The organism is Paenibacillus albicereus (assembly GCF_012676905.1).
GTDB lineage: Bacteria > Bacillota > Bacilli > Paenibacillales > Paenibacillaceae > Paenibacillus_O > Paenibacillus_O albicereus.
On sequence record NZ_CP051428.1, the window covers coordinates 4,361,121 to 4,384,236 of the forward strand.

The 23,116-nt window shown below is 60.7% G+C and carries 16 protein-coding genes and 1 pseudogene; 7 read left to right on the forward strand and 10 right to left on the reverse strand.

Annotated elements, in window-relative coordinates; genetic code table 11:
- Positions 1 to 13: 13 nt before the first annotated feature.
- Positions 14 to 775, reverse strand: coding sequence for a MarR family winged helix-turn-helix transcriptional regulator (locus HGI30_RS19675; protein WP_168909074.1), 762 nt, complete (start codon positions 773 to 775; stop codon positions 14 to 16).
- Positions 776 to 1,081: 306 nt separating this feature from the next.
- Between HGI30_RS19675 and HGI30_RS19680 the strand changes: the two genes are divergently transcribed.
- Positions 1,082 to 1,522 (forward strand): DUF1284 domain-containing protein, encoded by a 441-nt coding sequence (locus HGI30_RS19680; protein WP_235680206.1) that lies wholly within the window; start codon positions 1,082 to 1,084, stop codon positions 1,520 to 1,522.
- Positions 1,523 to 1,704: 182 nt separating this feature from the next.
- Here the strand turns inward: HGI30_RS19680 and HGI30_RS23485 are convergent, their stop codons facing one another.
- On the reverse strand, positions 1,705 to 1,836 hold the full coding sequence (locus HGI30_RS23485) for a hypothetical protein (RefSeq protein WP_268957813.1): 132 nt from the start codon (positions 1,834 to 1,836) through the stop codon (positions 1,705 to 1,707).
- 134 nt (positions 1,837 to 1,970) lie between these two features.
- On the opposite strand from HGI30_RS23485, the gene HGI30_RS19685 reads away from it, so the two are divergent.
- Both HGI30_RS19685 and HGI30_RS19690 read left to right on the forward strand, forming a co-directional pair.
- Positions 1,971 to 2,792, forward strand: a complete 822-nt coding sequence (locus HGI30_RS19685; protein WP_168909075.1) for a methyltransferase domain-containing protein — start codon at positions 1,971 to 1,973, stop codon at positions 2,790 to 2,792.
- A 230-nt stretch (positions 2,793 to 3,022) separates the two neighbouring features.
- The gene (locus HGI30_RS19690) at positions 3,023 to 3,901 is read left to right on the forward strand and encodes a radical SAM/SPASM domain-containing protein (RefSeq protein ID WP_168909076.1); all 879 of its coding nucleotides are present in this window, start codon (positions 3,023 to 3,025) and stop codon (positions 3,899 to 3,901) included.
- A 381-nt stretch (positions 3,902 to 4,282) separates the two neighbouring features.
- Here the strand turns inward: HGI30_RS19690 and HGI30_RS19695 are convergent, their stop codons facing one another.
- From HGI30_RS19695 to HGI30_RS19715, 5 genes are read right to left on the reverse strand one after another with little or no spacing between them, the layout of a single operon-like run.
- Positions 4,283 to 5,344 (reverse strand): BtaManbiosPhlase, encoded by a 1,062-nt coding sequence (locus HGI30_RS19695; protein ID WP_168909077.1) that lies wholly within the window; start codon positions 5,342 to 5,344, stop codon positions 4,283 to 4,285.
- Positions 5,345 to 5,402: 58 nt separating this feature from the next.
- The gene (locus HGI30_RS19700; protein WP_168909078.1) at positions 5,403 to 6,341 is read right to left on the reverse strand and encodes an MTP-1 family protein; all 939 of its coding nucleotides are present in this window, start codon (positions 6,339 to 6,341) and stop codon (positions 5,403 to 5,405) included.
- Between the two features lie 43 nt (positions 6,342 to 6,384).
- On the reverse strand, positions 6,385 to 7,224 hold the full coding sequence (locus tag HGI30_RS19705) for a carbohydrate ABC transporter permease (RefSeq protein WP_168909079.1): 840 nt from the start codon (positions 7,222 to 7,224) through the stop codon (positions 6,385 to 6,387).
- Positions 7,211 to 8,086 (reverse strand): carbohydrate ABC transporter permease, encoded by an 876-nt coding sequence (locus tag HGI30_RS19710; protein WP_168909080.1) that lies wholly within the window; start codon positions 8,084 to 8,086, stop codon positions 7,211 to 7,213. The genes HGI30_RS19705 and HGI30_RS19710 overlap by 14 nt, the downstream gene beginning before the upstream one ends.
- A gap of 15 nt (positions 8,087 to 8,101) precedes the next feature.
- Positions 8,102 to 9,436, reverse strand: a complete 1,335-nt coding sequence (locus HGI30_RS19715) for an ABC transporter substrate-binding protein (RefSeq protein WP_168909081.1) — start codon at positions 9,434 to 9,436, stop codon at positions 8,102 to 8,104.
- A gap of 288 nt (positions 9,437 to 9,724) precedes the next feature.
- Between HGI30_RS19715 and HGI30_RS19720 the strand changes: the two genes are divergently transcribed.
- The 3 genes and pseudogenes from HGI30_RS19720 to HGI30_RS19730 all read left to right on the forward strand — a co-directional run.
- A complete protein-coding gene (locus HGI30_RS19720; RefSeq protein ID WP_168909082.1) occupies positions 9,725 to 10,744 on the forward strand; it encodes a LacI family DNA-binding transcriptional regulator in 1,020 nt (339 codons plus the stop codon).
- A 348-nt stretch (positions 10,745 to 11,092) separates the two neighbouring features.
- Positions 11,093 to 12,871, forward strand: a complete 1,779-nt coding sequence (locus HGI30_RS23360) for an esterase/lipase family protein (protein ID WP_235680207.1) — start codon at positions 11,093 to 11,095, stop codon at positions 12,869 to 12,871.
- A 491-nt stretch (positions 12,872 to 13,362) separates the two neighbouring features.
- Positions 13,363 to 14,660 (forward strand): annotated as a pseudogene (locus HGI30_RS19730) (catalase); the annotation flags it as partial.
- Positions 14,661 to 14,742: 82 nt separating this feature from the next.
- Here HGI30_RS19730 and HGI30_RS19735 read toward each other — a convergent pair.
- A complete protein-coding gene (locus HGI30_RS19735; protein WP_168909083.1) occupies positions 14,743 to 15,000 on the reverse strand; it encodes a hypothetical protein in 258 nt (85 codons plus the stop codon).
- 316 nt (positions 15,001 to 15,316) lie between these two features.
- The gene (locus tag HGI30_RS19740; protein ID WP_168909084.1) at positions 15,317 to 19,156 is read right to left on the reverse strand and encodes an AAA domain-containing protein; all 3,840 of its coding nucleotides are present in this window, start codon (positions 19,154 to 19,156) and stop codon (positions 15,317 to 15,319) included.
- Positions 19,157 to 19,426: 270 nt separating this feature from the next.
- On the opposite strand from HGI30_RS19740, the gene HGI30_RS19745 reads away from it, so the two are divergent.
- Positions 19,427 to 21,013: an SIR2 family protein gene (locus HGI30_RS19745; protein ID WP_168909085.1), complete on the forward strand. Its 1,587-nt coding sequence runs from the start codon at positions 19,427 to 19,429 to the stop codon at positions 21,011 to 21,013.
- 263 nt (positions 21,014 to 21,276) lie between these two features.
- On the opposite strand, the gene rlmD is transcribed toward HGI30_RS19745, so the two are convergent.
- Positions 21,277 to 22,860: a 23S rRNA (uracil(1939)-C(5))-methyltransferase RlmD gene (rlmD, locus tag HGI30_RS19750; RefSeq protein ID WP_168909086.1), complete on the reverse strand. Its 1,584-nt coding sequence runs from the start codon at positions 22,858 to 22,860 to the stop codon at positions 21,277 to 21,279.
- Positions 22,861 to 23,116: the final 256 nt, after the last annotated feature.

Below are 23,116 nucleotides of genomic sequence, written 5' to 3' on the forward strand. Positions count from 1 at the left end.
AAGCGCGTGCGTTTCAGTAGTGGATGAAAGGACTGCGCCGCTGCGGCGCGGCCGGCTTGGCCGGCGGATCGGGATCGTGCGGGTCGGGCGCCGCTGCGGCTTCCGGCACGGCCGCCGGCTCGGCGACGGCTTGCAGGGGGGCCGGCATGGCGACCGGCATGGCGACGGATTGCTCATGCCGCTCCGTCACCCGCTCGGCGAAGCCGTCCAGCCGCTGCAGCAGCTCGCGGAACAGCCCGATGCGGCTCTCCAGCTCGGCCGGCTCGAGGCCGCCGAAGAGCAGCTCGACCGTGTAGGCGCCGGCCGAGCGGGTGCGCTCCAGCAGCTCGCGGCCCGCCGGCGTGATGCCGAGCGCCACCGAGCGGCGGTCGGAGGGACTGCGCCGGCGCTCGGCGTAGCCGGCGCTTTCGAGCTTGTCGCACAGCGCGGTCACGGCGCCGGAGGTGAAGTCGAGCCGCTCGGCCAGCTCGCCGAGCCGCTGCTCGCCCTCCCGCCGAATCGTGCCGAGCACGAGCAGTCCCGGCAGCGATACGCCCTCGAGCGCGATCTTGTCCCGCTCCTTGACGAAGCGCCGGACGAGCTTGCGGAACAGCCAGTCGGCCTCAAGCTTGAGCTCCTCGCGGTCCAGTGCGCGGGGGGAATCGGCAGAGGCGGAGCGGATTCCAGCCGGGGCGGCAGAGATTCCGCGGCTTGCGAGCGGCGTGTCGTCTTCGCGGTCCGGGATGGGCCTCCGCCCTCCGCCTTCTGCATGGTTGCAGGTGTCGTGGTCGCTCATGCCGCTCCTTTCCACCGACGGACGGATGCAAAAAGGCTCCCGCTCCATCCCCGAGTTCGGGTGAAGGAGCGAGAGCCTCTGGCGGTCCAGTCGGCATCCGATAGTAGTTTAAAGATAAGATAACGAACGTTCATTGAATGATCGTCCATTAGATGAACAGCGGTTGAATGAAGCTTGAAGCAAGAATAAAACAAGTTATCCCAGTTGTCAACTAGGAATTCAACAAACCCTGATCGCCTGACCGTTCGTCAACTATCCGTGGTATCATGGAAGTTGACTATTCGCACGAAGAAAGGCGGACTGCCCATGACCCCCATGTCCATTGAGCTCCGAGGCCATCATCTGCTCTGCCTGCTCGGCTATCGCGGCAAGGGCTACTCGGACGGCTTCTGCGCCAACATGACCGGCATCTACGAACGGCTGCGCCGGGAGCCGGAGACGGAGATCCGGCTGATCGTCGGACCGGATGACGTCTGCGCGGCCTTCCCCTCCGACCAGCCGTCCCACTGCGAGAATGCCAGCGTCTATCGGAAGGACAGCGAGATCGCCGGACTCATCGGCATGCTTCCCGGCGACACGCGGAGCTGGTCGGCGATCTGCGAGGCGGTCGCCGCGCGGGTGCGCCCGGACGACGTCGCGACACTCTGCCGCGACTGCCGCTGGGAGCCGTACGGCATGTGCCGCGAAGGCGTCGCGCACATCCATGCGGCTGCGGACCGGCGGCTGCGGGAGCTGCCGCAGCCGTAAGGCAAAGCCCATTTTCTTCATTTCAAGCAATTGATATAACCAAACCCAGTAGGTGATTTTATTAAAATCTTAAACTTTTTTATGAACAGTTTTGTCTTTATCGTAACCTTCCTCATTCTTTTCTTTTTCCTTCGTCTTTTATTCGCTCAGTTTGATGGACTAAATTCCACAATGAATGTCATTCAAATCATTGCTATTGCAGCAATAATAATCGTCTCCTTCGTTATTACCGCATTCATCGCTGAAAAAAGAAGGACATAAGCGAAAAAAGCAACCATTAGGTTGCTTTTTTCGCTTATGTTTTGCGCCTCCATGACTGACTCGCCTCCGCGCCCCAGTCCACTCCCGCTCAACCGGCGGTAGAGCCGCTCTCCCGGCTCGACGACGGCGTTATTGCCGCATGCGGAGGCCATCCTCTACAATCGGAGCCAGAAGGAGCGTGAACGCCATGAAAGAGCAAGTCGCCCGCAACATCCAATCGTACCGCAAGGAAAAAGGACTGACCCAGGACGGGCTCGCCCAGCGTCTCGGCGTCTCGTATCAGGCCGTGTCGAAGTGGGAGACGGCGCAGTCGCTGCCCGATCTCGCCCTGCTGCCCGAGCTGGCTCGGCTGCTGGACGTCAGCGTCGACCGGCTGCTCGGCTATGGCGCGGGGGACCGCAGCGTCACCCTCTACGAGGAGGCGTACCGCGCCAGCGAGGACTACTATTGGGGAACGGAGCCGAACGAAGCCTGCTTCAAGGTGCTGCGCCTGGCGCCCCCCATCCGCAGGCTGAAGCTGCTCGACATCGGCTGCGGCGAGGGCAAGGACGCGGTGTTTTTCGCCCGCAACGGCTACGAGGTGTCCGCCTTCGACGTCACCGACGCCGGCGTGGAGAAGACGAGGCGCCTGGCCGAGCGGACCGGCGTGCGGGTGAACGCCTTCAAGGCGGACGTGAACGACTTCCGGCCCGAGGAGGACTTCGACATCTGCTTCTCCAGCGGCGTGCTGCATTACATCAAGCCCGACGTCCGGCAGGAGCTGTTCTCCAGCCTCAAGCGCCGCACCTCGCCCGGCGGCCTGCATGTCCTGAACGTATTCGTAGAAAAGCCGTTCATCGCTCCCCCGCCGGAGCCGGAGCCGTACGCGTTCCCGTGGCGCTCGGGCGAGCTGCTCGCGCAGTATCACGACTGGCTCGTCGAGGACAGCGCGGAAATCGTCTTCGACTGCGACTCCTCCGGCATCCCGCATCAGCATGCGATGAGCACGCTGATCGCCCGGCGGCCGTAAAGGCGCAAGCTGCCGAGCCGCCGGCAGCACCCGTCTCACCCCCCAGCGGGACCCGGACGCTGACGCCGGACGTATCCGGCTCATCCACGCAGCCCGGCCGCGCCGCTGGCAGCGGAATTCCGATGCCGGATCGGCCCCGAGGTGGTATGATACACGAGGGCTCTGCATCCTTTCCATCATCCGCAGCCGCCCCGCCATCCTTCCGCTTATCCGAATCGAGGCCCGCATCCATGAAGAAATTCCAGAAATTCTATATCGAGATCACCAGCGTGTGCAACCTCGCCTGCACGTTCTGTCCCCCGACGCTGCGGGAGAAAAGCTTCCTGAAGCCCGAGGACTTCGCCAAGCGGCTCGACGAGATCAAGCCGTATACGGACTCCGTCTACCTTCATGTGAAGGGGGAGCCGCTTCTCCATCCCAAGCTCGACCAGCTGCTCGACATCAGCCACGAGAAGGGCTTCAAGGTGAACATCACGACCAACGGCACGCTGATCGAGAAAAACAAGGCCAAGCTGCTCGGCAAGCCGGCGCTGCGGCAGATGAACTTCTCGCTGCACAGCTTCGACGGGCATGTCGGCTCGACCGACAAGGACGCGTACGTCACGACCATCCTGTCGTTCATCCGGGAGGCGCTGGCGTCGACGTCCGTCCTGTTCTCCCTCCGGCTGTGGAACCTGCGCAAGGACAACGCCACCAACCTGGAGCTGAAGCGCAACCGGCAGGTGCTGGAGATCATCGAGCGGGAGCTCGGCCTGACGGAGCCGATCGAGGAAAGGTTCCAGCGCGGCTCCGGCCTCAAGCTGGCCGATCGGTTCTATCTCAACCAGGACCACGAGTTCGAATGGCCCGACCTGAACGCCGAGGAGGACGACGGCAAAGGATTCTGCCACGGCCTCCGCAACCAGGCGGCCATCTTGGCCAACGGTACCGTCGTCCCGTGCTGCCTCGACGGCGAAGGCATCATCAATCTCGGCAACATCAACCAGGCGAGCTTCTCCGACATCATCGAGGGCGAGCGCGCGAAAAAGCTGTACGACGGCTTCTCCCGCCGGGAGGCGGTCGAGGAGCTGTGCCGCAAATGCGGCTACCGCAAGCGCTTCGGCACGTAGGCCGGGCCAAGCTTCGCAGGAGCGCGCCCGATCCTGCTCGTCTGCCGCCTGCGGATCGGCAAGCACGGGCGCGCTGCTCGTGCGCCGCCGCCCGACAAGGGCCGGCGCGATCGATGCGCGCCGCCAGCCGCCCGACCGGCGCGGCGGCAAGGCGCAGCGCCCGAAGAGACGGCGCAATTCAAACAGGCATGGCTCCCCCTCGGGGGAACCATGCCTGTTCGATTTACCTGCAGATTCGGCTTGCCCGTCGCCCGTGCCTGCCGCTTGCCCGTCGCCCGTGCCTGCCGCTTGCCCGTCGCCCGTGCCCGCCGCTTGCCCGTCGCCCGAAGACGCGGCTCCGGACGGACGCCCTGGCCGGACGGCGCGCAAGCCCGCTCCGTCTCAGACCGGCTCGAGGCCGTCCAGAATCTCGGCGAGGCTGAGCTCCGCGCACGCCATCGACGTATCGGCCGCTCCGTAATACATGCGGACGACATCGCCGTCGACGAGCGCGCCGCAGGAGAACACGACGCCGCCGAAGAAGCCGTCCGCCTCGTAGGCGGCATCCGGCTCCAGGATCGGCCGGCCCGAGCGGGCGACGACCCGGGACGGATCGTCCAGGTCGAGCAGCACCGCGCCCATGCAGTAGCGGTGGTCCTTGGTCGCGCCATGATACAGCTCCAGCCAGCCGCGCTCCGTGCGGATCGGCACCGCGCCGCCGCCGATGCGGCCGCTGTCCCACATGCCGTCGCGCAGCCCGATCAGATGCCGGTGGTTGCCCCAATAGAGCAGGTTGTCCGACTCGGCGATCCACATTTCCGGACGGCCGCAGCTTTTGGTCGTCGGCCGGTGCAGCGCGTAGTACTTGCCGCCGATGCGCTCGGGGAAGATGAGCACGTCCTTGTTGTCCGGTCCGAAAATCATGCCGTGATGCTCCACGGTCTTGAAGTCCTTGGTCGAGACGAGCGACTCGCCGATGCCGACCGGCGACACCGCCGAGAAGTAGATGTAGTACGTATCGCCGATCTGCGTGATGCGCGGATCCTCGATGCCGAAGCTCTCCAGCGGCTGCGACGGGTAGACGAACGGCTCGTCGTCGATCGTGAACGTCCGTCCGTCGCGGCTGCGGGCGATGCGCAGGTAAGACAGCGACGTCAAGTACTCGAACGCCGGAGCCTGGTCGCGCCGCACGATGACGCGCGGGTCGGAGAAGTCGTAGCTCTCGTCGTCCTTGCGGATCGGAACGAGCTCGAGCTCGCCTTTCTCCACGTTGTAGACGGGGGCCAGCACGACGGACGGGTCCGGACTGATCGGACGCTCCGCCACGCGCAGCAGCAGGATGACCTCGCCGCCGTATTCCGCCACTCCGGCGTTGAAGGCGCCGATCACCTCGAAGTCGTCGCGGTGCGGCTTCACGTCGGCCGGCGTCACCAGCGGATTTTGCTCATATCGGTAAACATTCATGCGTAGCAGCTCCTTCGTGGTCTAAGCTGTGCAGGCTCTCGCTGCATGCCGCCGGGCTTCAGCGCCCGGCGAACGGATCGGGGATGTCCAGCGCCTGCGCGTCGGCATCGCTGATGCCCGCGTACAGGACGGCTCGGCCGTCCTCGCCGCGGATCAAGCCGCCGCTGAAGACGACATCCTCCAGATCGGGCCGCTTGGCCGGCCCCGGCAGGAAATCGCGGCGCTCGCCGATCAGGCGCAGCCCGCTCCAGGCCTGCGATGCCGGATCGAACTCGAACGCCATCGGATAATAGTGGCGGTCGCCCGCTTCATCGAAGCAGGCGATATGGCCGAGCACGCCGATGCGGCCGTCCGGCAGCGGATGGGTCTCGTTCGCCCCGCCCCATTCGCCCTCGGCGAACTGTCCCTCCAGCAGCGGAGCGCCTTGGATGGCCTCGACCGTCAGGCCGTCCAGCGAGCCGACGCGGACGTAGCCGATCTTGCCCCGGCCGCCCTTCTCGCCCTGGGGCCGCGTGAACACGCCGACGCCCCCGTCCGCAAGCTCCGCGAGGCGGATGTCCTTCATGCCGTCCGGTCCTTCGAAAAAGCGGCGCAGGTCCCGCAGCCCCTGGCCCCGGTAGAATACGGTACGCCACATCAGCGCGTCGGCCCGCTCGGGATGCGGGAACACCTCCACGCCGCCGAGGACAAGCTCGCCGCCGATGCGGGCATGGAACGGGTCCTGCAGCCGCAGGACAGGCGTTCCTTCCGCTGGCAGCCAGACGCCGTCCGTCTGTGCGAAGAAGACGATGTCGGACTGCTCGCTGTCGCGCGACTCGACGCGTCCGGCAACAACCGTCCTGCCCTCATCCTCGAACGGAGCCGCGATGTTGTAGACATCCTTGTCGCCGACGCCTCCGAACGGGATGCGGCGCGCCTCCCGCACGGCGCTTCCGGAGGTCCGGTACTCTCTCAGCAGCTCGGCGCATGGCGCCGGAGCCGGTTGCAGCTGGCTCATGATTCCCTCTTCCTCCCGCGAAGCCCGGCCGGAGCCGGGCCGATTATTTCAGGCTGAACTGCATGCCCTCCTGGAACTTCTTGCTGAAGATGAGGAACAGCACGATGATCGGCAGCGTCAGGATCGTCGAGGCCGCATAGAGCGGACCCGGATACGAGCCGTACGGCCCGAACATCTGCGACAGCAGCACGTTCAGCGTCAGCATCGAATCGCTCTTGACGGCGATCATGTCCCACAGCAGCTCCGTCCACCGCTCCATGAGCAGGAACAGGAAGATGACCGTCGTGATCGACTTCGACATCGGCAGCATGATGCGGAACATGATCTTCAGGTCCGAGGCTCCGTCGAGCTTGGCCGCCTCGATGAACACCGACGGCACCGCCTTGAAGAAGTTCGTGTACATGAAGATCGCCCACAGGCTGACCGCCTTCGGCACGATCAGGCCGAGGTAGGTGTCGTACAGCCCGGCCCGCTGGATGATGAGGAACGTCGGCACCAGCAGGATAATGGCCGGGAAGAACATATGGAACAAGACGAAGTTGTTGATCGCATGGCGGCCGAAGAAGTTCAGCTTGGACAGCGCGTAGGCGACCATGATGCCGAACAGCATCATGAGCGCCGTCGAGGCCGCCGAGACGATGACGCTGTTCAGGAACGCGTTCAGCCACGGCCGGGTGACGCCCGCCTCGCCGCCGCTGAACAGCCATTCGTACGATTTCATCGTGAAGTTCGTCGGGAACAGCTGCTTGTCGATCTGCGTCCAGTCCGCGAACGAGCTCAGCACCATGTACAGATACGGATACACCATGACGAGCAGGAGCAGGGCGGCGAGCGTGTAGCGGATGGCCCGCCTCGAGCCGCTGCGGCTTTTAGACCCAACCATTTCGCTTCCCCCATATCTCCAGAATTTTGCGGATGGCGAAGATCGAGATGAACGTCGCCACGGATGCCAGCAGCGCGACCGCCGAAGCATAGCCGACCTGCATGTTGGAGAACGCCTGCTTGAAAATTTCCATCTGCCACGTGTTCGTCGCGTTGCCCGGTCCGCCGCCCGTCAGCTGGTACACCTCGGTGAAGATGCCGAACGTGACGCCGAACGCCAGGATCAGCGTCGTGTACAGCGACGGATACAGCAGCGGCAGCGTGATGCGCCAGAACCGCTGGCCGTCCTTGACGCCGTCGATCGCGGCGGCCTCGTACACTTCCTTGTCGATGCTCTCGAGGCCCGACGTGAGGATCAGGGCATAATAGCCGGTGAACTTCCAGGCGAGGATGAGGCCGACGACGAACAGCGCCGAGAACGGCGATCCGAGCCAGTTGATGTCCAGGCCGATGCCGCGCAGGAACTCGTTGACCGGGCTCGTGTACGACAGCAGCCCTTTGACGATCAGCGCCGACACGACGCCCGAGCTCAAGTAGGGCAGGAAAAAGCCGATCAGGAACAGTCCCTTGAAGCGGGGCAGCCCATGCACGAGCACGGCTACCGCGATCGCCAGCGCCGTCACCAGAGGTACGAAGATCATCATGAACTTGTACGTGTTCCAGAACGCGGCGTGCACGCTCGGGGAGCGGAGCGCCTCGAGGAAGTTCTCGAAGCCGACCAGGTTGAACGTTGGTGCGATCAGGTCCCAGTCCGTGACGGACAGGAAGATCGACCAGATCAGCGGAATGAAGAAGAACAGGATCGAAAAGATGAGGTAAGGACTGGCGAACAGCCAGCCCAGCTTGTTGTTGCGTTGGTCCATGACGGAAGACCTCCCTTAGTTCAGGGCTTTCTCCAGCGCGGCCTTCATCGCCGCCCAGCCCTCCGCAGGGGCGATTTCGCCCTTGACGACTTTGTTGAACGCCTCCGTGCCGATGATCGTCTGGAGGTCGTTGTACTTCGCGTTGTCCATCGGCGGCACGGCGTTCGGAACGTTTTCCGCATACGGCTTCAGCTGCGGGCTCTTGTCGAGGACGGCCTGGAACGACTCGTTGGTCGACAGGTCGTCGCGCGCCGGCGGCAGGTTCGTCTTCTCGAACCACGCCGCGTCGTTCTTGGCGTCGCCGTACACCCACTTGATGAAGTCGATCGCCGCCGCCTGCTGCTCCTTCGTCGCCGAGGCGTAGATGACGAGGCCTTTCGTATCCGCGAACGTCTTGCTCTGGGCCGGGTCCATGCCGTCCGGCACCGGCGGCATCGTCAGCGCATACGTCTCGTTGTACTTCAGGTCCGGATACTTCTCCGCCCAGGTCGTGAACGTCCACGGACCGACGTCGGTGAAGACGCCCGTGCCGGTCTCGAACGGATCGGTCACCTGGCGCGCGAGCAGGCCGTTCTCCTTGCGGAGATCGTCGACGAACGACAGCGCCTCGACGCCCGCCTTCTCGTCGCCGGTGAAGGCGTCGCCTTCGATGAACTTGTTGCCGCCCGACGCCGCATTATACAGCATGTAGAAGTCGAACCAGCGCTTCCAGGCGGTCGGATCGGCCAAGTCCGGCTTGGCCCACAGGTACTTCTTGTCGCCGTGCTCGGCCTTGAGCTTCTTGGTCAGCTCGATGATCTCGCCATACGTCTGCGGAGGCTCGCTGTAGCCGAGGTCCCGGATGATGTCGAGGCGCCAGCCGAACAGCATCGGATTGGAGTAGATCGGCAGCACGTACTGATGGCCGTCCGCGAACGTCCACGGCTCGATCGTCTGGCTCATGCTGCGGCCCTGCACGATCTCGTCGAAGCCCTCCAGCGTATCGAGCGCCACGAGCGCCTGGCTGTTCGACAGCTGGGCGGCGAAGCCGCGGTTGATGTTCTCGGACATCGTCGGCGCGCTCTTGGCGGCCAGCGCGGACTGGATGCTCGCCTCCGAGGTCGGCGATTCCTTGATCGCGCTGACGTTGATCCTCACGCTGTCGTTCTGCGCCTCGTAGGCGTCCGCCATCTCCTGCCAGAACGCCTGCTGCGTCGGATTCGGCGCCGCCCAAAACTCGATCGTCGTCACGCCGTCCGCGGCTGCGCCTCCGCCTTCGTTTGCCGTCTGGCCGCCTTGGCCGGTAGAGCAGGCGGACAGCAGGCCGGCCATCAGCGCGACGGACAGGACCATAGGGACTCGTTTCTTCATCTTTGTTATGCCTCCCTTAAATTGTCATGCTTTCTGTAAAGTTGTAAAGATATAGTAATGCAATTTGTAAGGGGTTACGGGGTCCATTATGGGCTTGAAAACGGTTAATGTCAAGTGACAAACTCATGTAACAGCATGATTTCAATGGAATTACAGGATTTACTTTTTCTTTTTGTAACGTTACAATAGAAGGAGGACAGCCCGTTCCGCGTCCAAGCTCCGTCTTGCCTTGACAGGCCGGCGCGCAACCGGAACAATGAAGCTAGTCCGTAACAGGGGTTGACGAACGTGAAGACTAAAGTAACGATGCAAGCGATTGCCGACAGGCTTAATCTTTCCAAAAACTCCGTCTCGCAAGCGCTGACCGGCAAGGCCGGCGTCAGCGACGAGACGCGGCAGCTCATCCAGCAGACGGCGGAGGAGATGGGCTATACGTATAGCCGCCGCGGCCAAGCAGCTCCGGCGCCGGAGCCGGCGGCGCGCACGATCGCGCTGCTCGCCTCCGATTTCGCCTTTTCCAAAAAAGGCTTCTTCGGCGACATCTATCTGAGCATCGACCGGGAGCTGAAGCGAAGCGGCTGCGAGCTCGTCATCCAGTCCGTCAGCCCGAGGGAGGCCGAAGCGCTGGATCTGCCGGCTTTCCTGGAGCAGAAGACCGTCGACGGCGTGCTCATCCTCTCCCATATCACCAACGACTATCTGAAGGCCGTGCTCGGCACCGGCATCCCTGCCGTGCTGATCGATCATCACCATCCGGAGCTCGCCGCCGACTCGATCCTGACCAACAACCGGTTCAGCGCCTACGAGGCGGTGCGCCATCTGCACGGTCTCGGACATCGCCGCATCGGCTTCGTCGGCAGCATCGACTTCTCCCCGAGCTACTACGAGCGGCTCGAAGGGGTGCGCATGGCGGCTTGGGAGCTCGGCCTCGAGCTGCCGGAGGCGTGCCTGCTGACCGACGCCGCCGAGGACAGCGACGAGGTGAGGCGGCGGCTGGAGCCGGCGGCGCGCCTGGCGACCGCCTGGTTCTGCGTCAACGACGGCTACGGCTTCATGACGAGCTCCGCCCTGCAGCAGCTCGGCCTGTCCGTGCCCGGCGACGCGTCGGTCGTCAGCTTCGACAACGGCTATCTGTCGCGGCTCGCCACGCCGCCGATCACGACGATCGACGTCGATCTGCCGCTCTATGCGAGCTGCGCGGTCGAGCAGCTGCTTCGGCGGCTCGACGATCCTGCGCGCCCCGTCACCGAGACGCTCCTGTCGACGCGGCTCATCGAGCGGGAGTCGACCGCGCCGCCGGCACGATGATGCCGAGGCAGTAGATGTCCTGCCTCCTCCGCTGCCCGATTTCATGCGCGGATGGGCCAAGCCGCACCTGCCTCTTGCCGGAGCCGGCGGCCGGAGCGGCTTCTCCGATCCAGCGGCGACAAGCCTGCTCCGAGCGCGTTGGCGCGGAGCAGGCTTGTTCGGCATTTTCGTTTATGTAAGCGGATACATATTAGGGAGCCGACTTTCCGCTTTATTTTTTGCCGCGGCGTTCACGACAGATCGGGGACGGGTCTTTACTTGTTTTTCATCCGCCGCATATCCCGTATTGACGATGGTCCCTGAATATGGAAAGGCAAGCATCCTTCCTACGAAAGGGGAATCGCCTTGATGTCCATTCGCCGCCTCTCCGCCTCCGTCCGCTCCAAAGCGCCGCTCGCCTCCGCTGCCGCCCTGCTCGCCCTCAGCGTGCTGCTCGCCGCTCCGGTCCACGCCGCTCCGCCCGCTCCCCAGCTCCACCTGGAAAACGCCGCCGGCCAAGCCGGCAACTGGTACACCGGGGCCGTGCCGCCCCAAGCCTCGACCAAGCCGGTGCTGCTGTTCGTCCAAGGGCTGCACTCCACCGTCGACCGCTGGACGCTCGAGGACAGCTATTACGAGGCCGCCTACAACGCCGGCTACCGCACCGCCTTCGTGCAGCTGAAGGACGCGGACGGCGACGGCGGCAGCATGTGGACCAACGGCGCGCTGCTCGCCTCCGTCATCCGCAAGGTCGCCGCCTACTACAACGTGCCCAAGCTGAACGTCATCGCCCACTCCAAGGGCGGCATCGACACGCAGGCGGCGCTCGTCCATTACGGGGCTGCGCCGTATGTGAACGTCGTCCATCAGCTGTCCACGCCGAACCTCGGCTCCGAGCTCGCCGACATGGCCTACGGCAGCTGGACCTCCTGGCTCGGATCGATCCTCGGCCAGCAGGACGATGCCGTCTACTCGCTGCAGACGTCGTACATGGCGGGCTTCCGCTCGCAGACCGATACGCGTCCGGAGGTTCAGTCGACCCGCACTTACATGTCCGGCGGCATGGGCGACGACGGCGTCTTCACGAGCTACTGGTTCGCGCATGCGGTGCTGCCCGGCGAGGACGACGGCGCCGTCTCGCTGTACTCCGCGCTCGGCCTGCCGTACGGCATCCAGAGCTTCACGAAAAACATCTCTCACAGCGCGATGGCGCGCGCGTCGCAGACGTGGAGCCTCGTGCGGCCGAAGCTCGCGCTCCCGACCGCCTCGCTGGCCGGCGGGCTGCAGGCGTCCGGCGGCGCAGCGGCCGCGGTCGGAAGCGAAGCGATGCCGGAGGCAGCGGAAGCTCAGGCGGCGGCTCAGACGGAAGCTCAGGCGGAAGCTCAGGCGGAAGCTCAGGCGGCGGCTCAGGCGGAAGCTCAGGCGGCGGCTCAGGCGGCGGCTCAGGCGGAAACTCAGGCGGCGGCTCAGGCAGCCGCGAGCCGTCAGCCGGCGGCGGCCGAGCAGGCCGGACTCATCCTGCGCGGCGGGCCGCTGGACGGGGCGGCGGAAGCCTTCTTCCCGCTCGAGAGCGGTCTGGCGTCGATGTCCATCGAGGTCATGACCGCCCAAGCGGGCAGCACGGCGCTGCTGCTGTCTCCATCGGGACAGCTGCACGCCGCAGAGGCCGCGCCTGCGGAATCGGCTGCCGCTGACGTGTTCGCCGGCGCCGTGAGGCGCGTGTTCCGCGTCGAGAAGCCCGAGCCGGGCGAGTGGAAGCTGCAGCTCGGCGGCAGCGGCGACGCCTACTTCGCCCTCGCCCGCCTCGACGGTCCCTCCGGAATGCGGGTCGCAGCGCCGAAGAAGCTTTATCGCCCGGGCGAGCCCTTCGCTTTGTCGGTCGACCTCGGCAAGCCGGTGCAAGGGCTCGTCAAGCAGCCGTCGCTGACCCGCTCGATCCCGGGCCGCTCCGCCGCCTCGCTGCGCACGCTGCCCGACGCCACCGTCGCCGGCTCGACCGCCGATGTCCGGCTGACCGCTCCTTACGAGCCCGGCGTCTACAACCTGTCGTTCGATCTGGAAGGCGTGAACGCTCGCGGCGAGCGGGTCGTGCGCTCGGTCAACTACAACTTCGCCGTACTCGACCCGCAGGGCAAGGTCGGACCGTAAGGGACAGCAGGAGCCTGGCCGCTTCCCGTCCGCCTCGCCGCCGCCGGTCCTCCTCGTCCGCATAACGTCCAGGCCGTGCCGCATACACCTTCTTGTCAGGCTAATCCATCTGCGGGAGGCGACACATGAGCGACAGCAACGGGTGGTTCCAGCTGGAGTCGCAGGCTCCATTGAAAAACAAGCCGCCGAACCTTCGGCCAAGAGCGGAAACGGCCAAAGATGCGGCTCGGGCCGAGAACCGGTCTTCCACTGGGGGAGTCGGGGCAGCCCGGACGATTGCGTCGGGAGCGGCGGCGTCGGGAGCGGCGGCGCCTTCCGATGGGCCTGCCGCTCCGGACGACAGCCTCCGGCCGTCGCTGGGCGCAGCGTCTCCCGCGCCGCCGGCAGCGCCGCCGGCCGTCTACCATTCGGCAGCGCCACCGGAAGATCGGCCCTGGAAGTCCGCCGCGAAGGCGTCGGCAGCGCAGGCTAGCCCGTGGGCCGGGGACGTCCCGGCCGAGCTCTACTCCCAGACGGTCGGCCCGCGAGGACCGGTGCTGGAGCAGGACACCGTCCTGCACGAGACGTTGGAGACGTTCGTGCACGAGAAGATCATCGAGCGCCCGGTCCATGTGAAAGGCTTCGGCGCGTTCGGGTACTTTCAGACGCTGCACTCGATGACGCCGTATACGAAGCTGTGCTTCCTTCAGCAGCCGGGGCAGCAGGTGCCCGTCGCCGTCCGCTTCTCGCTCGCAGTCAGCACCAAGGGGACGCCGGACACCTCGCGCAACGTGCGCGGCTTCGCCACGAAGTTCTATACCGATGAAGGTGTCTTCGACCTTATCTGCAACCATCTGCCCGTCTTCTCCGTGCGCGACGCGATCCGCTTCCCGGAGTCGATCAAGGCGTTCCTGCCGTCCCCGGCGAGCAACCTGCTCGACCCCGGCCGCTTCTGGGCGTTCGTGGCGCGCGCGCCGGAGTCGCTGCCGTTCGTCGTGCGGCTCTACTCCGACGAGGGCACGGTCAAGAGCTTGCGCCGCATCCCCGGCCACAGCGTCAACACATACGTCTGGCGCAACGAGCAGGGCGTCCGCCGCTACCTGAAGTACAGCTGGAAGCCGGTCGCGGGCGAGCAGTACATCGACGCTGCGGAAGCGGCCCGGCTGGCCGGGGAGAACCCGGACATCGCGGGTCAGGACCTGCATGACGCGATCGCCTCCGGCACTCCCGTCGAGTACATCCTGTACGTGCAGCTGATGGACCCGGCCGACGAAGACATGCTGCCGTACGATCCGCTCGACGACACTAAGGTATGGGACCCGCGGCAGTACCCGCTGCTGCCCGTCGGCAAGCTCGTGCTGGACCGCAATCCCGACAACTACATGGAGCAGGTGGAGAAGCTGGCCTTCTCCCCGACCAACCTGCTCGATGGCGCCGAGCTGTCCGACGACAAGATGCTGCAGGGGCGGGCGAACGTCTACTTCGACTCACAGCGACGCCGCATCGGCCCGGACTTCCGCAGCGTGCCGGTCAATAGGCAGGCGGACTGGACGCCAGCGGACCTCGTCACGAGCGGCGACGGCCGCCGCGTCGAGGGCAGGCTCACGCGGTCCGACATCCCGAAGCAGGACGACTTCGCCCAGGCCGGCGAGTACTACCGCTCCCTGTCCGAGACCGGACAGGGCATCTCGCCGACAACCTCGCCGGCGACATCGCTAAGGTGCCGAGCGAGACGCAGAGCATCGTGCTCGGCTACCTGCATGAAGCTTCGCCCGAGCTGGCGGATCGCGTGGCGTGGGCCGTCTATTAGCGGATGCCGCTCCTGGCGAGCGCAAAAAAGCCGCCCTGCCGGGGCGGCTTTTTTTGCGTTTGCTTTGTTGCTGCGAGTCGCTTCAGCGCTCTTCTTCCAGCCGAGCGCGGTTCACCCGATCGGATTTCTTCCACCCGAGCTCTCCGGTCTTTTCGCGGCAATAGCGGCAGGAGCAATGAACCTTGCCTTTGGAAAAAGCTCCGGGATGCTTTTCGACCCATCCTAATCGTCGGGCCAGTCGGACTTTCCGGCGAATGACACGCTCCCGGTGATGCCGGTAGTAGCCCTTGCAGCGGCGGCCTGCCTGTTTCCGCTTTCCGTTGACGTGCTTGCGGCTCATTCCATCCCATCCTTCGGATAAGGCCCGGCCTGCAAGGGAGCCGAAGAGGGGAGGTCACACGCTCTTCCCTTGCAGGCCGGGTATCAAAGGATGTCGGAACCGAACGCCGCTTCGGCGGGCTAGGTGCCGGGCGTCGCGGGGCTTCCATAAACGGATTTTACGTCCATCGCTCACCCTCTCCGCCTCCCTCTCTCTCTACGTCTTTTTGTTAGTATGCGGGACAACCCTCCTCGTTGACAGGGCGGAAGTATGGAGAGCCTTCCTGAAGCTAGGCGCGGCGGCTTCGTGCTTGAAGCACAACTCATGATGCTATGCTTCAGAGGGCAAAGCGTTCTTTGACGTAAGCGATGGCTCGTCGGTCCCGGATCAGATAGCTGATTTCTTCTCTCTTATACCCTTTGTTGGCCAGCCAGTTATGAGAGCCGATGAACATGATTTCATCGTCAATCAGCAGGATTTTCGCATGCAGAGGAGCCATATGGGCCATATCCTGCTTCAGCTTCTCGTAGAGCTTTTGAAGCGTTTCTTTGAGCAATCCTTTCGACTCGGGCGTCAGCTGATAGTAGTCTTGCTTCAAGATTTGATGCAAGTCATCGTTCAGAGCCATCTTGCCGCTATATCCGTATCGAATTCGGACGGAGGCTCTTCGGACTTGCATCCGATCCAGCCTTTCAAAGAAGTCCTCATCTACCACACGTCGGCTGATCCAAGGTGATACGATGCCCAAGGACTGCCGAGCATGGTCCAGCGCCAATAGCAGCAGCTCGCGATGCGTCGTCGCTTGAAGCACGATATTTCCCTGAAGCAGCTCTTTTGCTTCCATGAGGAAAGAGGAACCGCCGCGCTCTTCGCCGCTGTCGTAGATCCGATAAGCCTCTTGGCGATGCCCTTCGCTCCGTTCCGATTCCAGCTCGTCATTGAACATGCTATAGACAGCGCCATATTGCTGAATCGTTTGAAGCGCCTTGGAAAGGTAATTGCCGCTCGTCGAAGCCGCTTCCAGATTCCCGATGAGGATGAATTGCTCCTTGGCCCGGGAGAACGCCACGTTCAGCAGATTGGGCTTCCCGCCGACAAAGGCCGCTAATCCCGCATGGTTTCGATGCAAGCCGTCGAGGACGAGGCTGAGCAGGATGAACCGCTTTTCCTTTCCTTGGAACGTATGCACCGTCCCGATGTCCACGCCCGGAACCAGCGCTTGAAGTAGCTCGACCTGATGCTTGAACGGAGCGATGATGCCGATGTCCCCCTTCACTTGTTCCCCATGACGAGCCGCCAGCAGCTCGACCGCTTTGCGGCATGCTTCCGCTTCGGCAGCGTTCTGGTGCCGGGTAGCATCCTTCAATCCGCGAATATCGAATGCCACTGCGTTCGCTCCGAAGAGCTTGCCTCCCTCGTCCGGCTGGATCAGCTTGAGCCATCCATGATAGACATGTTGGTTGGAGAACTGCATGATGGCCGCTTCGCAGCGGCGGTGCTCGTCTAGAATCAGCCCCGCCTTGCTGTCTCCCATGTACTCATAGAAACGTCCTCCCCGGTCGGCATAATCCTGAGCGCTGTTGGTCAGAACGCAGATCCTCTCCTGCAGTTCTTCCGGCACTCCGCTCGACGCCACCAGATCCAGCGCGAACGGACGCACCGGCTCGAGCTGCCGGGGATCGCCGACGATGACCGCCCTTCGGGATCGAAAAAGAGGCGCGCACAGATAGTGAGGAAGAATCTGTCCCGCCTCGTCGACAAACAGCGTGTCGATCAGCTGCGGAAGCAGGTGGAACAGATTTTCCGTAAACGAGTGCAGCGTCGTCGTGACGACAGGAAAACAGAGGAAGAACGATTCCCAGACCGCCCGGATGCCGCTCTGGTCCTCGTCCAGCCGGCTTCCGTTCGGGCTGTAGAAAGACTTGAACCATTTCTGTTCTTCTCCGACTTTCTCGAGGTTGAAGAGGATGGCCTCCCGATGGCGGACGATGTATTGCTCCTGTACAGCCAACGCCTGATCGAACAGCGTTTTCCGTAGCTTCAGCAGCTTCGGCGCGTTGACCAGCGCATAAAACGAGGCTCCGATCAGCGAAGCGCTGGAGCCGATTTCCGTGCGTACGCGCCCTTCGTGCTCAATCAGCTGCTCCAGCCGCAGCTTTTGCTGGTCCCTAAGGATTTTGTCCGCTTCCAGGACATGGAGCTGCTGCTCTGCGTCGGACAATGACGTCTGCAGCTCAGCCGCCTGCCGCGCTGCAATCTCGAGCTCCGTTGCAGCCTGGGTCGCCTCTTCTTCAAGCCGTGCTACAGCAGCGTGCAAGGGAGCGATGCGGGTTTCCTGAAGGTAAGACTCCGACGGGTGATCTTCGAGGAATTTTTTTCTTTTCGGTAGAAAAGAGAGCAGCGACTGAGGAAATCGCCTCCACGCTTTCAGCCGCTCCAGATGCCGGTAAGCCTCTTTCCGAGCGGATTCGCTTGCGCTTCGGTCGCGCTCAACGCTCCGAAGCTTTTCTTTCAGCGCCGTGCAGGCCATAGTCAGCTTCCCTGCTTGCAGACGCAACGCTTCCGCTTGCTCGTTCTGATCCGCATAGGATTGCTCCGCCTCTTCCCAAGCGGTACGGCGGAGAATTGTGAGCTCGCGAAGCTCCTCTTCGGAAGCGAACTCCTCCTGCTCCCTGCAGCTCTGCTGAAGCGTCCAGAAGGCTTGAACGTTCTGCTCTATTTCTTTCAGTGCCGCCATGGATCGCTGAAAGGCCGGTCGAGCGTCCTCCTGCTGCGCTGTGGAATCGTCCGAAAGAAGCCGCAGCCCTTTCAGCAGTCCAAGCAGCTTCTGCTGCTTGAAGGAGTCCATATTCTCTTTTCGTCCCAGCCGGGCGCAGAAGGCGGTTGCCTCCGCTTCTCCGGCGCTTTCAAGAACCCCGCTCATGAACCTGACTTCCCGCAGCAGGTCCTCGCCGATATTGTCGACGGCTTTGTTGTTCGTGCTCGTCAGCACCATGGAGAAGGGGTTGGCTCCGGCGAAAGGCGTCTCGTAATAATCCTTTTTGGACTCCACGCCCTCCGCTCTTCGCTTCAGCTGCCACGGCTCGTCCCAGCGCTCTAGCAGCAGACAAGCCTTCCGCACCATCGTGTCGGCGATCATCTCCTTGATTAAGGTCGTCTTCCCGGTGCCCGGGGGTCCGTTGACCGCCATCAACGAGAGCTCCCGGTACGTTTGCAGCAATCGCCATTGCTTCTCGTTCACGGGATAGTCCGAGGTGTAGCTGCCCCGATGCGAAGTGAACGGAAGCGGCTCCGCCTTGAAGTCGGTGGGGGCGTCATGCCCCGTCACATAATCTTGAAGCAGGGGCGATTCATGCCGCTCCAACCGCTCCATGAGCCGAGCCAATTCCTTGCGGAAAGGGGAGTCGGCCACTTCCTGGTAGTCACTTTTGGTGAGGAGGGCTTTGCGCGTCAGGGTCCAGCCGTCGTAAGCTCGAAAATCCAGCAAACCGCCGTGCTTCCACGTTGGGAGCTGTTCGCGAAAGCTCTGATCGACGAGCTCCAGCACCGTATCGATGGATTCGGCTTTGATATGGTGCAGCCTCGTCTCCAGTCCGGCCAATGTCTCTCTTGCCAGCCCTCTCACCTCTTGCGGCGCGCATCCCTCCGCCTCGGCGACGATGATGTCCATCGCTTTGCTGTTCATCTGAAACGACTGCACCTGAAGCCGAGCGTCTGCGATTCGGCACTCGAACGTGAATACGGGCTGCACCGCATCCTCCCGGCTGCCCTTGAACCGCTGCAGCAGCAGCGGATAGAAGAGGATGAAGCTGTCTTGGTTCTTCAGCTTTCGAAGCCTATCGGCGAATTCCTTGCGCTTGGCGGAGTGGCGAAGCGGGAGGTCGAGAAGGACATCCTCGATTTTCTTCTCCCCCTTCAAAGCCTCCTCTATGGCTTCCTTCCATTCTTTGCGTTGTTCCGGCAAAGAGGAGGCTTTCCTGTCGGAAATAGAGAGCAGCTCATCGAGAAGCTTGCCGCTCTCCTTCTCGTGTATTCTTTCGGTCAGCTCATCCGGCCTCCCTAGCAGCTTCTCGGGCAGCTGCTGACCCTCGACTTTGTTCAAGGATGCATCCATGAACCGGGCATGATCTTCGTAACGGATAAAATAACGTATGCTTTCTCTCAGTGAAGCCTTCATCGTTGTTCCCCCATTGCTTGCTTCTACAACCAGATGAGGATAACTTCTCCAGTCCGCGACTTTTTACCTGCTCCTTAGGAACGAGAAAAAGGCGCCGAGCGGGCGCCTTTAAACATCATTACTCACACGCAACGTCAACACGAAGCATTGAACTTCTCAAGGATAGAGCTGCAGCTATTAGCTTTAAGACAACACTAGAGCTTACATTATTAGATTTTTTTGCTATCATTTAGTTGTACTTAGGCCTGTAGATTTAAGGAGGGATTGAACTTGAATATCTTAGATAAACTTCTTCAAAAAAATGAATATCCCATTGTTTTTATTGGGTCAGGAATTCCCAAAAGGTTTTTAATTAATTTCCCAAATTGGCCTCAATTACTGGAAGAACTCTGGTTAGAGTCCGGATTAACAAATTTCTATGGAGAACTCAATAATCTTCATACAGAAATTAAACGAGAATTCCCTGACTATAATGACAGAGAGGTTGAACATGCAGCCTATATAAGAACAGGCTCATTACTTGAAACAGAATATAACCGTCGTTTTAACGAAGGACTTATCACCATTAAAAATTTCTCTCAGAGGGATGCTTTTTTGAATAAGTTATCTCCTCTAAAAAAGGCAATATCTGAAAGATTCAATAATTATTCTCTATGTAATGAAAAATCCGAAGAATATGAATATTTTATAAAAATGCTGATGAAAACTCAAATAATTCTCACTACAAATTATGATAGTTTTATTGAGGATAGTTACAACAGTTCCGGGATTAATGAAATCACTAAATTTATAGGTCAACGGGGGTTTTTTCAAGAATCTTTTAATTTTGCTGAGTTATATAAAGTCCATGGTTGCATATACAGCCCTGAAGAAATAATTTTAACCAAAAGCGACTATGAGAGATTTGAAAAAAACTCAGTCCTTATAACTGCCAAGATTGTATCAATAATGCTCACTTCGCCTATCATCTTCCTCGGTTATTCTCTCACTGATGTAAATATGAGGAAGATTATTCGAGATTTTATAAATTCCTTGGGTGATTCTGAAATAGCAATGTTGGAAGAACGCCTTATTCTAATTGAATGGAAAGAAGGAGAGCAGGAGCTGATTGAAGAAATTATGTACGATCGGGATTTAGGATGCAATTTAAAATTAATCAAAACAGATAATTATAAAATGGTCTTTGATGCAATTAGTAAGATTGACCAAGGAGTGGCTCCTTCGGAAGTTCGTAAATACCAACATGTAATTAAAAAGTTAATAGTGGATAGCGGCAAAAAAGGCTGCTTGCATACTCTTCTTATAGCTCCAAATCAGCTAGAGGAAATTGAGAAAAGAATTGGGGATGGGAAGTTAATTGTAGCAATAGGGGATGCCACATACATTTTCCAAATGCCAGATTTGCTGGGATACATAAATAATTATTTCTTCGAACCAGAGCTTATTCACACAGATATTGCTTTACGATTTATCGCAAGTCAAATATCAAGTTCAAGAATACCGTTTCTAAAGTATGTAAAGGACGTTGATATCGATAAAACAAATCTACACCAATTTGATAAGGATAAATTAAAACAAAGAATTTCAAATTATACTAATTTAGAAGACTGTACTAAAAGCATTAATGCTTCTTACAAAATTAGGCTAGATTCTCTGTCTGATATTCGCCAACAAAATTTCAATAAAGAAAAGGAATTTGAGGTAGTATCCTATAGTGCGCAGCGAATTAGTTTGAGTGAACTTGAAGATTATGTAAGAGAGCATCTGGATTATTACCAAGAAAAGAAAGCAAGGTCATTGCCAACCGCATTTAGAAGACTTCTCATGGTAATGGACATGATAAAAAATAAAGGTTAGCGCTCGAACCCAAAGTGGATTGACGCTAACCTCTTGATACCTTATTAAGTTACACTCATTATAGCAGGATTATTCCACAAATCAATATATAATTTAACGATTACAACCAAGCGGTTTGAGCAGCTTAAGTGGTCTATATCTCTAACAAGTAAAACAAAGCCCCGTCGGGGGTAAATGGCTTTGATTTTTTTAAACCGGGTAAATTCCGATTCAAACTGTCCTAAATTTCCTTTCTCGCTTCATTGTTCTGCATGCAGACTGTATCATCCTTTGACCAACAAGCAAACCGACTCCACATGACTCGTATGCGGGAACATATCCACCGGCTGAACCTCCACCGTGCGATACCCGCCCGCCTCCAGAACCTGCAGATCCCGGGCCAGCGTAGCCGGGTTGCAGGACACGTACACGACGCGCTCCGGTTGCATCGCCAGGATCGTGTCGAGCAGCTGCTCATCGCAGCCTTTGCGCGGAGGATCGACGACGATGACATCGGGGCGGATGCCCTCCGAGCGCCAGCGAGGAATGACGACCTCGGCCGGTCCCGCCTCGAACGAGGCGTTGCTGATGCCGTTCAGCTCGGCGTTGCGCTTCGCGTCCTCGATCGCCTCCGGCACGATCTCCACGCCGTACACATGTCCCGCCCGGCGGGCCAGGAACAGCGAGATCGTGCCGATGCCGCAGTAGGCGTCGATGACGTTCTCGCGGCCGGTCAGGCCGGCATAGTCGACCGCGGACTGGTACAGACGCAGCGTCTGCGCCGGGTTGACCTGGTAGAACGACCGCGCCGAGATGGCGAAGCGGATGCCGTCAAGCTCGTCGTAGATAACGTCGCTGCCCCACAGCGTGCGCGTCTCGTCGCCGAAGATGACATTCGTCTGCCGCTTGTTGACGTTCTGCACGATGCTCTTCACCTGCGGCAGCGTCTCGCGGATGCCCGCGATCCAGTCCTCGACGCGCGGGATGCGCGGGCCGTTGGTGACGAGCACGACCATCATCTCGCCGGTGACGAAGCCGGTCCGCACGACGACATGGCGCAGGATGCCGCGCCCGGTCGCCTCATCATAAGCGGAGATGCCGACGCGGTTGCCGATCGCCTTGACCTGCCGCACCGCCTCGTCGTTATGCTCATGCTGGATGAGGCAGGCGTCCATGTCGACGATGCGGTGCGAGCCGCGGGCGTAGAAGCCGCCGATCAGGCTGCCGGCCGCGCCGTTTTCCAGGTCCGCCATCGCCATGCCGATCGGAACCTGGGCCTTGTTGCGGTAGCGCCACGGCTCGTCCATGCCAATCGTCGGGTGGACGATGATGCCGCCGTTGCCAGAAGTCGCTCGATCGGCATCCGCTTCGTTCGCGAGTCCCTTGCCTCTCGCATAAACCGCTCGGTCGCCGTCCGCTTCGCTCGCGAATCTCGTACCTGTGGCTTCGACCGCTCGATCGGCATCCCCGTCGCCTGAGCTTCTCGCGCCTGCTCCCGTCCCTGCTTCCTCGCCCCGCACCTGCAGCTTGCCGATCCGCTCCAGCGTATCGACGACATGCTGCCGCTTCCAGACGAGCTGCGCCTCGTAGCTGAAGTGCTGCAGCTGGCAGCCGCCGCATTGCTTGTAGATCGGGCACGGAGCGTCGACACGGTCCGGACTGCTCTGCAGCCATTCGATCGGCTTGGCGTAACCATACGTCTTTTTGACCTTGAGCACCTTGGCCTTCACGCGCTCGCCCGGCAGCGCTCCCTGCACGAACAAGGTGAAGCCGTCGGCGCGGCCGACGCCCTCGCCTTCATGCGTCAGGCCGGTGATGTCGAGCGTGACGGTATCGTTTTTTCCGACCGGTACGGTAGGTTTCATCATTCATTCATCCGTTCTCTATTCGTAGTAAAGGCTTGCAGGCAGCCCGCCGCCGGAAGGAAGCGAGGACGCGTGCAAGCCGTTGGAATTGGATTCGAGCTTCATGGTTCTAATGATTCGTGGTGTCGTTAGCGGCCCTTTTTCCGCCGTCTGCCGAATTTAACGACGAGTGGTGCTGTTAGAGTACCCAATTCGGTTCAACTTTGGAATAAACGGGCTTCCGCACGCGTCTAGCAAGCTCAGGAGTCGTTAGAAATCG